12 protein-coding genes are annotated in these 13379 nt (G+C 35.7%); all 12 read left to right on the forward strand.

Annotated elements, in window-relative coordinates; translation table 11 throughout:
- Positions 1-2 precede the first annotated feature (2 nt).
- The 12 genes from aroA to RDV78_09430 all read left to right on the forward strand — a co-directional run bounded on the left by aroA (position 3) and on the right by RDV78_09430 (position 13287).
- Entirely contained in the window at positions 3-1292 is a 1290-nt protein-coding gene (aroA, locus tag RDV78_09375; GenBank protein ID MDS1030674.1) for a 3-phosphoshikimate 1-carboxyvinyltransferase, read from the forward strand.
- A gap of 15 nt (positions 1293-1307) precedes the next feature.
- Positions 1308-1994: a (d)CMP kinase gene (cmk, locus tag RDV78_09380; protein MDS1030675.1), complete on the forward strand. Its 687-nt coding sequence runs from the start codon at positions 1308-1310 to the stop codon at positions 1992-1994.
- The gene (locus RDV78_09385; GenBank protein MDS1030676.1) at positions 1984-2586 is read left to right on the forward strand and encodes a lysophospholipid acyltransferase family protein; all 603 of its coding nucleotides are present in this window, start codon (positions 1984-1986) and stop codon (positions 2584-2586) included. The genes cmk and RDV78_09385 overlap by 11 nt, the downstream gene beginning before the upstream one ends.
- 178 nt (positions 2587-2764) lie before the next feature.
- The gene (locus RDV78_09390; protein ID MDS1030677.1) at positions 2765-4726 is read left to right on the forward strand and encodes a bifunctional 4-hydroxy-3-methylbut-2-enyl diphosphate reductase/30S ribosomal protein S1; all 1962 of its coding nucleotides are present in this window, start codon (positions 2765-2767) and stop codon (positions 4724-4726) included.
- On the forward strand, positions 4698-5786 hold the full coding sequence (fni, locus tag RDV78_09395; protein ID MDS1030678.1) for a type 2 isopentenyl-diphosphate Delta-isomerase: 1089 nt from the start codon (positions 4698-4700) through the stop codon (positions 5784-5786). The genes RDV78_09390 and fni overlap by 29 nt, the downstream gene beginning before the upstream one ends.
- Before the next feature lie 773 nt (positions 5787-6559).
- Positions 6560-7324, forward strand: coding sequence for a DUF1614 domain-containing protein (locus RDV78_09400; GenBank protein MDS1030679.1), 765 nt, complete (start codon positions 6560-6562; stop codon positions 7322-7324).
- Positions 7321-8535 (forward strand): stage II sporulation protein P, encoded by a 1215-nt coding sequence (spoIIP, locus tag RDV78_09405; protein MDS1030680.1) that lies wholly within the window; start codon positions 7321-7323, stop codon positions 8533-8535. Before RDV78_09400 ends, spoIIP begins: the two co-directional genes overlap by 4 nt.
- Before the next feature lie 66 nt (positions 8536-8601).
- Entirely contained in the window at positions 8602-9063 is a 462-nt protein-coding gene (locus RDV78_09410) for a DUF3189 family protein (GenBank protein ID MDS1030681.1), read from the forward strand.
- A 21-nt stretch (positions 9064-9084) separates the two neighbouring features.
- Positions 9085-9507: a DUF3189 family protein gene (locus tag RDV78_09415; GenBank protein ID MDS1030682.1), complete on the forward strand. Its 423-nt coding sequence runs from the start codon at positions 9085-9087 to the stop codon at positions 9505-9507.
- 79 nt (positions 9508-9586) lie between these two features.
- Positions 9587-10891, forward strand: a complete 1305-nt coding sequence (locus tag RDV78_09420) for a DUF512 domain-containing protein (GenBank protein MDS1030683.1) — start codon at positions 9587-9589, stop codon at positions 10889-10891.
- A gap of 24 nt (positions 10892-10915) precedes the next feature.
- A complete protein-coding gene (der, locus tag RDV78_09425; GenBank protein ID MDS1030684.1) occupies positions 10916-12238 on the forward strand; it encodes a ribosome biogenesis GTPase Der in 1323 nt (440 codons plus the stop codon).
- A gap of 23 nt (positions 12239-12261) precedes the next feature.
- Entirely contained in the window at positions 12262-13287 is a 1026-nt protein-coding gene (locus RDV78_09430) for an NAD(P)H-dependent glycerol-3-phosphate dehydrogenase (GenBank protein ID MDS1030685.1), read from the forward strand.
- Positions 13288-13379 lie beyond the last annotated feature (92 nt).

A 13379-nucleotide genomic window follows, 5' to 3' on the forward strand; every position in this document is an offset into this window, starting at 1 on the left:
TTATGCTAAGACAAATAAGTGCTGTTCAGGCCCTGAAGGGTGAAATATCCGTACCAGGCGATAAATCCATTTCTCACAGAGCGTTAATAATAGGTGCTTTAGCCCAAGGGAAAACTGAAATTCATGGTTTTTTACCGGGAGCAGATTGTTTAAGTACCTTAAATTGTTTGCGTCAAATGGGTATTGAAATTGAATTAATTAATAACACTACCTTAATTGTAAATGGCTCCGGATTATATGGTTTGAAAGAACCTAATGATTGCTTAGACGCAGGTAATTCAGGTACAACAGCACGTCTATTATTAGGCATTCTAGCAGGACAAAATTTCTTCACTGTGCTTACAGGAGACGGCTCTTTACGCTCTCGTCCCATGTCAAGGGTAATTCAACCATTACAAACTATGGGAGCTCAAATATTTGGACGTAATAATAATAAGCTTTTGCCAGCTGTAGTCTTAGGTCAGAAAAAGTTAAAAGGTATTACATATAATTCATCTATTGCTAGCGCCCAACTTAAATCTGCATTACTTTTAGCTGGTTTATATGCTGAAGAACCTACGACAATATTTGAACCATCCAGATCAAGAGATCATAGCGAAAGAATGCTAAAGTCGTTTGGAGTTTCAATAGATATCCATAATAACGTGGTGACTATTAATCCTTCTTCTAAGTTAGAGGCTGGTAAAATTTTAATTCCTGGAGATATTTCCTCTGCTGCTTTCTTTATAGTTGCCGGCTTAATTGTGCCTAATTCAGAAATCATGATAAAAAACGTAGGAATAAATCCAACAAGATCTGGAATTATTACAATTTTGAAGGAAATGGGTGGAAATATCTCAATTCTAAACGAAAGAAAGATGGGGGAAGAGCCTGTAGCTGATCTTTTAGTTAAAAGTTCCGAGTTAAGAGGAACTGAGATTAAAGGAGATATTATCCCCACATTAATTGATGAAATTCCAGTTCTAGCAGTGGCCGGTCTTTTTGCTCAAGGTGAAACTATAATTTCAGATGCAGCTGAGCTTCGGGTTAAGGAATCTGACCGAATTGCTGTAATGGCCAAAGAATTAAATAAAATTGGAGGACATGTTACAGAACTTCCTGATGGTTTAAATATAAAAGGAGACCAAGAGCTACACGGTGCTCGTTGTTCTTCCCATCATGACCATAGAATCGCCATGTCTTTAGCCATTGCAGGCTTAAGAACTGGTAACTTAGAAATAGAGGATTACGAATGTATTGATATCTCATACCCTAACTTCTTTTCCGATCTTAATATGTTAATGAATAATTGAGGAGAAGAAATGTAAATGTTAAAAAAAGGTAATATAGCCATAGATGGACCTGCGGGAGCAGGCAAAAGTACGGTAGCTAAGCTTATAGCAAAAAAATTAGGTTACTTATATGTTGATACAGGGGCAATGTATAGAGCATTAGCATGGAAAGCATTGCAGGAAAAGTTTAGTTACCAAGATGTTAAAAACATAATAAAGCTTGCCCAAAAAACAGAAATCGTTCTTACTAAAAGTAAGCACACAAGTGCCCAAAAAGTATTTTGTGATGGTTTTGATGTGACGGAAGAGATAAGAACGCCTGAAGTATCTGAGTTTGTTTCTCAAATTGCCCAGATTCCAGAAGTTAGGGAGGTATTTTTGCATCAGCAAAGGAAGTTTGCTAAGGATGGTAACGTAGTTATGGATGGGCGAGATATTGGTAGCAATGTTTTGCCAGATGCTGCACATAAGTTCTTTTTAACCGCTTCATTGGAAGAAAGAACCAAAAGGAGATATAATGAGCTAAAATGCAAAGGCTATAATCTAACTATGGAACAAATTAGACAAGATATTGCTAGGCGAGACCAATTAGACAGTAAACGAAAGGCCGCGCCTTTAGTAAAAGCACTAGATGCAGTAGAAATTGATACAAGCAACCTCTCCCCACGGCAAGTAGCATCTGTTATAGAAAATATAATTAAGGGTGAGAGTTATGATTTATAATTTAATTAAAAAATTTTTTTGCTTTCTTTTTAATTATATTTGTCATTGGGAAGTGAAGGGCAAACAAAACTTTCCGCAACAGGGACCAGTTTTAGTTTTAGCAAATCATAGAAGTTTGTGGGATCCCATAGCAGTAGCAGCATCTTTAGATAGGCCAGTTCATTTTATGGCGAAAGAGGAACTATTTAAAGTTCCTCTTTTAGGCATGCTGCTGAAAGTAGTTGGTACTTTTCCGGTGAAACGTCAAAAATCTGACCGTGCTGCCTTAAAAACAGCACTACAAGTGTTGCATAACCAGGAAGTCCTAGGTATGTTCCCAGAAGGAACTAGAAGTAACAGCTATGAATTACTTCCTTTTCACTCTGGAGCAGCTTTGATTGCTTTGCGTACGGGAGCACCCATACTGCCAGTAGCATGCATTGGTACTAAAAATATTTGGGAAAAAGGCGCATTTCATTCTTTTAAAGTAATAATTGGAGAAGTCATATATTTAAATGAACATGTCATAATGGATGGTACAGAAATTGACCAAGGTACCCAATTATTACAGGATACTATCTCTGCTATGCTTAAATCTGTTGAAGGTAATTAACCTTTAAGTATTAAATTTGTGCTTAGGTGGTTTATCGATTAATTATAGCCTTTATTGTGTACAGTTTGTGGTGTTTTTAATTAAAATTGCAGGAATTTTATTATTTTCCACGAAAAATTAATAATGTTTGGCAAAATGTTATAAACTAGATACAGAATTATTTTAAGTTGGTGAACAGATGCTACATATTATTGTTGCTAAAAAATCGGGTTTTTGCTATGGTGTTCGTCGTGCTTTAAAATTGACCGAAGGTGCACTTCGTAGTTGCAAAAAACCCGTTTATACATATGGCCCTTTAATTCATAATCGCCAAGTAGTTGAAAAGCTAGCACAGCAAAATATTTTAGCATTAGATAATTTGGAGGTTATTAAGGAAGGGTGCATTGTTATACGTTCCCATGGAGTTAGTCCAAAAGTAAAAAAATCATTAGAGGAAAAGGTTCATGTTATTGATGGAACTTGTCCCTATGTTGCGAAAGTACAAAAAATTATACCTGAACTGCAAAATCAAGGGTATCAAGTCGTAATTTTAGGGGATAGATTACACCCAGAGGTACAGGGGTTAGTGGGTTGGTCTGATAGCCAAGCAATTGTTGTGGAGAGTATTGATGATGCTTTAGAATTAAAAGCGTTTCCCAAAATTGCTTTAGTCGCACAAACTACCCAGCAACAAAAAAATCTGCAGGCCATAGCTGACATTTTAAATAACAAATGCAAGGAATTTCAAGTTTTCAACACTATTTGCCTAGCAACAAAGGAAAGGCAGGAAGAAGCTCGGAAATTAGCTGAGAATGTTGATGTAATGTTGGTTGTTGGCGGCAATAATAGTTCTAACACTAAAAAATTAGCAAGTATTTGCCTGAGCACTGGGACTCCTACATATCAGATTGAGGATGCTTCGGAGTTACAGTCTCAGTGGTTTTTAAATATAAAGACAGTAGGGGTTGCCGCTGGTGCTTCTACGCCAGATTGGATTATTGAGGAGGTTGTACAAAAGATGGAAGAGTTTAACGATGTAAAAGAAATTCAAAAAGGTGATATCGTGGAAGGAACCGTTGCCCAAATTAAGGACAACGAGGTTTTGCTAGATTTTGGTGGTAAATCTGAGGGAGTAATACCTCTAACGGAATTATCTATAAAGAATATAGCTCATCCAGCAGAAGTTCTAAAAGTTGGCGATAAGGTTACAGCCCTAGTTATACGTGTGGAAAACGAAGAGGGGCATTCTGTATTGTCAAAGAAAAGAGTTGATCGACAATTAGCTTGGGATCGATTGGCATCTGCTCTGGAAAATCAGGAAGAAATTTCGGCTGAAGTAACAGAAGTTGTCAATGGAGGAGTTTTAGTAGATGTTGGAATAAGGGGTTTTGTTCCTGCATCTTTACTGGAAAGAGGTTATGTGGAAGATTTAAAGTCATACGTTGGTAAAAAGTTAAGATTAAGAGTCATTGAAATTGACAAGGAAAAAAACAAAGTTGTATTATCTCAAAAAGCAATTTTGGATGAAGAATTTAATCGTTTACGGGTAGAAACATTGAATAATTTAAACGTTGGAGAAATTCGTAAAGGAATTGTGCGACGTTTAACGGATTTTGGTGCCTTTGTGGATATTGGTGGCGTTGATGGATTGCTACATGTTTCTGAAATAGCCTGGAACAGAATAGACCATCCCAGAGAAGTTTTACATGAGGGACAAGAGGTTGAGGTTAAGATTTTGAAAGTAGATCGAGAAAAAGGCAAAGTTTCTCTGAGCATCAAAGAAGCATTGCCTAACCCATGGGATAAAGTAGCAGAAAAATATAAAGTAGGTGCTATTGTTCATGGAAAAGTACTTAGAATAGCACCCTTTGGTGTTTTTGTAAGTTTAGAACCCGGTGTTGAGGGTCTTGTTCATATTTCCCAACTGGCAAACCACCATGTAAATAAAGCAGAAGAAGTAGTTAGTATTGGCCAAGAACTAGAGTTAAAAGTACTAAATGTTGACTTAAATGCTCAAAAAATTGGTTTAAGCTTAAAAGCTGTTCAGAATGATCGGGAAAAGAAAGTTCAAGAAGAAGTTTTAAGAGAATATAAGACAAATGAAACCAATGTTACGTTGGGAGACGTTTTTGGTGACTTATTTACAAAAAAGCATGAATAATAACAATTTAAGAGAAAAAAGAAAACTTGATCATATTAAACTTGCTTTAGAACTTCCGACAGGGCCAGTAGAAAATGGATTTTCTGACATACATCTTATTCATAATGCGTTGCCTGAAGTAAATTATGCTGATGTAGATCTTACTTGTACATGGCTTGGTAAAAGATTAAAGGCTCCTCTTATAATTAATGCTATTACAGGTGGAGCTCAAGAAACACAGAGTATAAATGGGGCTTTAGCAAGGACAGCAGGAAAATTAGGAATTGCTATGGCTGTTGGTTCACAGACATCAGCATTAAATAATAATGAATTGAAAAAAACTTATAGTATTGCCCGACAGGAAAATCCTGCCGGGTTATTGTTAGCCAATGTAGGAGCTCTCGTTTCTTGGGAAAAAGCTCTAAGTGCAGTTGAAATGATTGAAGCTGATGGATTACAAATTCACCTTAATTCACTTCAAGAATTGCTTATGCCGGAAGGAGATAGATCTTTTAAGGGAATTTTACACAATATTGCAGAAATAATCGCCAGATGCCCTGTTCCAGTAATAGTTAAGGAAGTAGGATTTGGAATTTCAATGGATGTAGGCCGCAGCTTATTTGAAGTAGGTGTTAAAGAGATAGATATTAGTGGTTTAGGTGGTACAAACTTTGCTGCCATTGAAATAGCTAGGTCAAAGCAAAAGTTTACCGAGGATTTCATAACTTGGGGAATTCCAACTGCCAAAAGCATACTGGAAATAGCAAATTTAAATTTGCCTTTACAAATAATTGCTTCAGGTGGTATTGTTAATGGAATAGAAATTGCAAAAGCATTACGAATTGGAGCAACTATGGTTGGAATAGCAGGAAGAGCCTTGAAATTCTTATTAGAAAAAAATGAAGCAGATTTATATTCATATATTGAGGATATAATTACTGAATTGAAAATGACCTTACTCTTAACCGGCAGTGAGAACATTAAGTGCTTCCGTGATGTTCCTATAGTTGTTACGGGTGATACTGTTGAATGGATTAAACAGAGAAAGCTAAACTTAAGACATTTGAATATTAATGTATGAAAAGTAAGATTTTAAAGACTGATGTATAACATTAGTCTTTTTTTAGTTTGCCCGGCATGTTTGCTGAGCCGATGGGCTGAAAGAAACCCTATCGCCTAACCGGCAGGAAGATAACTCGTAAGCAAGGGCGTCACCGGTAACTGTGGGGTTTGAAGGAAGCCGAAGGGGGAACTTGGAACATAGCGCAAGCAAACCGAGGTTGGCTAGTCAGGCGGGTAACCATGTAAAAAGTGGGAAAGCCCAAAAGCCGGTAACAGACCGGAGGATAAAACCGGGAGGACACTGCACCAAGTTGTAGTGAGGCATGAAAGTCCAAAGCTTTTATGTAATGCGAAGGGGCGAAGATAAATCAAAGAATCTGACTGCAGATATAAATATTTATGCAAAGAGAAGATAACCGAGGCTGGAATTGCATAGGCGAGGATATAAAGGTCAGTATGAGAAAATATCTATGACAACCCGGCGTAGCTCCGCAAGCCCATTGAAAAGTATGGCCTTATCAAACAGTTGGTTTAAGGAAATGGGTTAATTGATTTGGAAACATACAATGTCGGCGTTTTGTCTCCCTGCTGCGAGAAGTAACTGAAGTTTATCAAGAGCCGTATACGAGGCCTGTACGTACGGTTCTGTGAGAAGGTAAAGCCGAAGCAAATTACTTCGGCTTTACCTTACTCGATATGTACAGAGGTTTTGTATAATTTGACTTTTTAGAGGGAAATCTAACCACTGTATTAGTTAAGTGATTAATAATTTGACGAAAGGAGAGTACTTTTATGACAGGTTTCCCTGTAGGGATGATTGCATTACTAATAATATCTATACTTGTATATTTTGGTTTAGCACACCGAGTATTAGACAGAATGAGGTTAACTGATAAGGCAGCTTTGGTTATTTTATTGGGTATTATTGTAGGAAGTTTTATAAACATACCACTTTATTCAGGACAAACTAATGCTTCGATAAATGTTGGTGGCGGTATTGTACCGATTGCATTAGCTATTTACGTTCTAAGCAAGGCTGGAACGGCGAAAGAATGGATTAGAGCTATTGGAGCTACCATAGTGACAGCAGCAGTTGTATATTTTATTAGTTCAACTTTAATGAGTGGAGATCCATGGCAGACAGGAACTGATTTTATTGATCCCCTTTATGTTATTCCAATTGTTGCAGGTTTAACTGCTTACATAGTAGGTCGTTCTAGACGCTCAGCATTTATTGCGGCTACATTAGGTGTGTTAACACTGGACATTATTTCTTTTATTCGCTTAATTAGTACAGGAACTCGAGGCACAATTAATATAGGTGGAGCCGGGGCATTTGATGCCATTATTTTGTCAGGGATTATTGCAGTTTTATTGGCAGAAATAATTGGTGAAACTAGAGAAAGACTACAGGGAGGTCCTGCCTCAGAAAATAGGCCTTCCGAATTAATTGAAGGGCTGGAAGATATAAAAACAGAAAAGTACGATGCTCAACCTGCTTTCAAAAGGGATCTTAAAGATGCTGAGAGAAATGACAAGGAGGAGGGAGAAAAATGAAAGTAAACAAAAAAGTTCGAATATCATTGATATTATCAATGTTTATTCTGGGCAGTTTCTTTTTGGGAAAAGTAGCTCAAAACTATTATAAGCAAACGCAACAAGATGCTGCTGTAATAAATTTACCTGGAATAGGATTTTGGGAAAATGAAAGGGAAGATGGCGGATATTTTACTATTGTAGATCAAAAAGGTAAGATACTTGATAAAACTGCACGAGTCGTGTATGTGGGAGATCGATTTATAGCAGAAGATAATAAAGAATATAGAATTGACAAAATTGTTAAGGATCGGGCAATAGCAACATTAATTGCTCAGGATGCGTTAGCGGGGTTTCATAACTTAAGTTTACCAGTTGATACAAAAAATAATAGTAATAATTTAATAGCAATCTACCACACACACTCAGCTGAATCTTATGTACCTACTGATGGGACGGATAGTATTCCGGGTAATGGTGGAATTTTTAAAGTAGGTGACACGGCAACAGCTACTTTTGAACGAGAGGGTCTTGCTGTAGAGCATAGTAAAAGATCTCACGAACCGAGAGATTCCCAGGCATATATTCGTTCTCGCCGAACGGCCGTTCAACTGTTAAAAGATCGACCGGCAGCAATTATTGATATTCACCGTGATGGTGTTCCTGATCCAGATTTCTATAAAGGAAAAATTTCAGGTAACTCTTTAGCTAAAATCCGTATAGTAGTAGGAAGACAAAATCAAAATATGCAGGCTAATTTAGATTTTGCAAAGCAGGTAAAAGCTGGAATAGATAAAATTTATCCTGGCCTTGTAAAAGGCATTTTTATGGCAAAAGGAAATTATAATCAGGATTTATCGCCTCGTTCTATGCTAATTGAAGTAGGTACCCATACTAATGATAGATATAGGGCGGAAAATGGTATAAAACTATTTGCTGATGCTCTACCTCAAGTATTAGGTTTATCAACAGGTACAACTACACCTAATCAAACTGGTTATACAAAAACTCCTGCCAATAAAGGTGACTGGTCAGCTTTATGGTGGGTGTTAGGGATAGCTTTAATAGGTGGTGCTGCCTTTTTATTCATTAGCACAGGCAGTCTTAAAGGAGCTGCTGATAAGCTTAGACAATTCTCATCTACGGAATGGGCAAACTTTTTAGGTAGTTTACCAAGGAAAAGAAATAATGAAGATAAAATAAGAAAGGAAGAAGACCTGAACAAAAAGTAATTTAATGTTTAAATTTAATGCCGGGGAAAGCTCCGGCTTTTATTAACTAACTAATAGGTGAAAACGATGAACATTATTTATCACTGCTTTGGAGGTGCCCATTCTTCAGTTACGGCGGCAGCAATACATTTAGGGTTGCTTTCAACTACACATATTCCATCTGTTACTGAATTAATGAAAGTACCTTTCTTTGATTATCAAATAAACGCTGATCATGGGCAATTTCGTTTAATGGGAACTGACGAATTGGGCAATAAAGTTTTTTTTATAGGTCGCAGAAACTTAGCAGTTAATTTTGAAATTTTAATTAAAGGGTTAGTGGAAATGAATAATCTGTCGCAAAAGGACTTTATTCTAATTAATACAATGCCATTAGTTAATTGGAAGATGGTTGTAGGAGGTTTTCTTTCCAGAGGACTTCAAACACCTAGACTTGGACGTCCAATCGTTCTTAAAGGTGTTCAGCATTCTTTTTTTAAATATGTAGGATTAGTAGAAAATGTAAAAAGAATTTACATAAATAAGTAATGTATTCGGGAGTGGCATATATTGAAAATAATTTACTATTGTCAAACAGGAAAGTATGGTGCTTTAGCTGCTGCCGGTTTGCATTTGCAAATTATTGATAGTAAGATCAGTTATAAAGGATTTCGCAAATACATTAAAGAATATAATATAAAACCTTATTTAACATATTATTTCGGAATTGATGGGGATGGCAACGAAATCTATGCTTTAGAGGCTAAAATTGAAAAAAAATTAGTACATAAAATACTATATAGCTTTCAAGATACATTTTGTTCAAATAAAGACATTAAGTCCATAGATGCATTTCCGAAGAATTACTTTTTATTGTTTGTATTATCAAAAATTTTTTCTTTACCTATTTTAAATTGTTTTAATTTTATATTTAATACTTCAATTATTTGGATGAATCTTTCATTTATAAAAAAACAAGTGCTTAAGCCTTAAAAAGATTGACTTGACTTATGTAAATAATAGATAATTAGTTAATGTGTGTTAAGGGGTGAGAAAGCTGGCTAAGGAATTAATGGCATGCATTGCTGGTATTATACCTGGCAGTATTGCAGATGAACTACATTTAGAACCAGGGGATAAAGTAGTGAAAATTAATAATCAAATAATAGAAGATCAAATTATTTATCGATATTTAGAAATTGATGATTATATTGAATTAGAAATTAAGAAATGTAATGGTGAGCATTTGGTATATGAAATAGAAAAAGAACTTGATGAAGACTTAGGAATAATTTTTAGCGATGCAACTTTTAACGGTATCAAAAGATGCCAGAATAATTGCATCTTTTGTTTTGTTGATCAAATGCCAAAAAACTTAAGAAAAAGCTTATATATTAAAGATGACGATTATCGCTATTCCTTTCTTTTTGGTAATTTTATTACTTTAACAAATTTAAAAGAATGTGACTTAAAAAGGATTGTAGATTTAAAACTAAGTCCCTTGTATGTTTCTGTACATACGACAAACCCAACTCTAAGAGCAAAGATATTAGGCAATAAGTCTGCTGGAAGAATCATGGAACAGTTAAAATTTCTAGTAGAAAATGGTATTATAATTCATGCACAGGCTGTTTTAGTACCAGGTGTAAATGATGGCAAGGAATTAATGCAAACAATAAAGAGTTTAGCATCCTTATGTCCAGGCGTTGCCTCGCTGGCAGTTGTACCTGTCGGTCTTACTAACCAACGTCTGGAACTTGAACCTTTACAGACTTTTAATCGAGATAAAGCAGCAGATGTTTTGAAAATAGTTGAAGATTTTCAACATAATTTCTTGTCTGAGCTAAAAACTAGATTCGTATTTGTTGCTGATGAATTTTTCATTTTAGCAAGGGAAAAATTACCCGAAGATAGTTACTATGAAGATTATTTACAGTTAGAAAATGGTGTTGGAATTGCACGGTTGTTTATTGATGAGTTTAAAAGGCTCTTAAAAATTACCCAACCTAAAGTTGATAGACATAACCCGATTATAATAGTAACAGGAAAATCAGCAGAAGATATTTTAAAGGAACTTATTTTGGATTTGCAGAAAATTATTCCAGATATAAATGTAAATGTTTTAGCTTTGGAGAACAATTTTTTTGGACATACAGTTACGGTGGCAGGTTTACTCACTGGGCAAGATTTAATTAATGGTCTTAACAAAGCCCATCTTGCTAAAAATACTAGAATCTTAATTCCCGATGTTATGCTTAAAGACGGGGAATTATTTTTGGATGATTTAAAATTGGGACAGGTACGACAACAACTGCATTATAAATTACAAGTAGTATCGAACACCGCTAAAGGTTTGCTTGACGCAATCTTGGAGTAAATATTTAAGATAGGGGCTGATGAAATGGCCAAACCGATTGTAGCAATTGTTGGCAGGCCTAATGTTGGAAAATCCACATTGTTTAATCGAATAACTGGGGAACGGGTTGCTATCGTTGAAGATATCTCTGGGGTAACAAGAGACAGAATTTATCGAGACGCTGAATGGCAAGATAATAAATTTACTCTTATTGATACTGGTGGTATTCAATGGGAGGATAATAAAATATCAACTCAGGTTAAAAAGCAGGCAGAAATAGCTATAACTGAGGCGGATATTATTATATTCTTGACCGATGCCAAAACAGGTTTGTTACCAGATGATTATGAGGTAGCTTCAATTCTTCGGAAAACTGACAAACCAGTAGTCTTAGCTGTTAATAAAGTAGAAAATTTTTCTAACCCTGAGTTCTATGAGTTTTATAAATTGGGATTGGGAGAGCCCATTCCCGTTTCGGCTATCCATGGTATGAATACGGGGGATTTGTTAGATGCAGTTATAGCAAACTTTCCTGCAGAAAAGGACGAAGAAAACTTCTCAGATACAATTAAAATTGCAGTTATTGGTCGCCCAAATGTAGGTAAATCTACGATGACTAATTTTCTTTTAGGAGAAGAACGAGTTATAGTAAGTGATATACCGGGTACAACGAGGGATGCTATAGATTCTGTTTTAAGCAGAGAAGGCAAAGAATATTTAATAATTGATACTGCAGGGATGAGAAAAAGAGCTAAAATCTATAATACAACGGAACGCTATAGTGTATTAAGATCGCTAAAAGCAGTAGAAAGAGCAGATGTAGTACTTATTCTGATTGATGCAACTGAAGGGGTTACAGAACAGGATAAAAAGATTGCTGGTTTTGCCCATGAAAATGGGAAAGGTTCCATTATTGTAGTTAATAAATGGGATCTGGTTATTAAAAATGATAAAACAATTAATAAGTTTGATGAAAGAATTCGTGAAGAATTATCTTTCATGCAGTATGCGCCAATTATGTACGTTTCTGCTTTAACGGGTCAAAGGGTGTGGAAAATATTTGATTTAATAGATTTTGTAGCAGAGCAAAGTGCGAGAAGGATCTCTACAAATTTATTAAATAAATATATAGCGGAAATAATGGCTCTTAACCCTCCACCAGGGGATAAGGGGAAGTATTTAAAAATACTTTATGCCACTCAAAGCGGGGTAAAACCGCCAACTTTTATTCTTTTTGTTAATGATCCAGAGCTGATGCATTTTTCTTACCAAAGATATATTGAAAATCAATTAAGAAAGTCATTTGGGTTTGAGGGAAATCCTATTAGATTAATAACTAGAAAGAAAAAAAATCATAAAGAAGATTAAATATTTAAAGGACGGATCAAAAAATGAAAAATATATGTGTTTTAGGAGCAGGAAGCTGGGGGACTGCTCTTGCTGTCCATTTAGCAAAAAAAGGACTATTAGTTCGCCTGTGGTCAATAGATAAAGAACAAGTTGACATTATGAATGAGACCAGATTCAATCAACATTTTTTACCAGATATTGAACTTGCTAATAATATTGAACCTACTTGTGATTTAGATTTTGCTTTGCATGGTGCTAAGCTAGTTGTTTTATCAGTGCCGTCAAATGCAGTACGAGAAGTAGTACAACTTTTTAGTCCTAAAATTAACAAGGATGTTGTAATTGTTAATACTGCTAAGGGTCTCGAAGAAAAAACATTAATGCGTATGAGCCAAGTTATTATGGAAGAAACAAAGGGGTTGCCCCCAGTGGCAGTTCTTTCTGGTCCCAGTCACGCGGAAGAAGTTAGCCGTTTTCTACCTACGGCTGTTGTAGCAGCAGCAAAGCAACGAAAAGTTGCGGAATTTGTACAAGATATTTTTATGGCGGTTAACTTTAGAGTGTATACCAATCCTGATATTTGTGGTGTGGAAATTGGAGGGGCCTTAAAAAATGTTATTGCCTTGGCAACTGGTATAGCAGATGGGTTAGGATTTGGTGATAATACACGGGCAGCTTTAATGACTAGAGGTATTACAGAGATATCACGTGTAGGAATTCGACTTAAAGCTGATCCCTTAACTTTTGCTGGTTTGACTGGAATTGGTGATTTAATTGTAACCTGCAGCAGTATGCATAGTAGAAATCGCAGAGCTGGTATCCAGCTTGGACAAGGAATACCATTAGATACTATATTAAAGAATATGGGTATGGTAGTAGAGGGAGCAAATACTGTGAAAGCAGCTGTTAAATTGGCTAGGCAGTTATGTGTGGAGATGCCAATTACCCAGGAAGTCCATGATGTCTTATATAAAGGTAAGAAGCCTATTGAAAGCGTTAACAATCTTATGAAAAGAAATAGAACTCATGAAGTGGAAGAAGTCGTTACTAATTGCAATTTTATTTAGTTTAGAAGTGCAGCAATGCACTTTTTTTTATTTAGGGTAATATTCCCAAATTAAAGACATATATATGTAATGTTAATACATACCAATAAAAC

The organism is Bacillota bacterium LX-D, assembly GCA_031628995.1.
In the GTDB taxonomy this organism is placed as follows: domain Bacteria; phylum Bacillota; class DUOV01; order DUOV01; family Zhaonellaceae; genus JAVLUO01.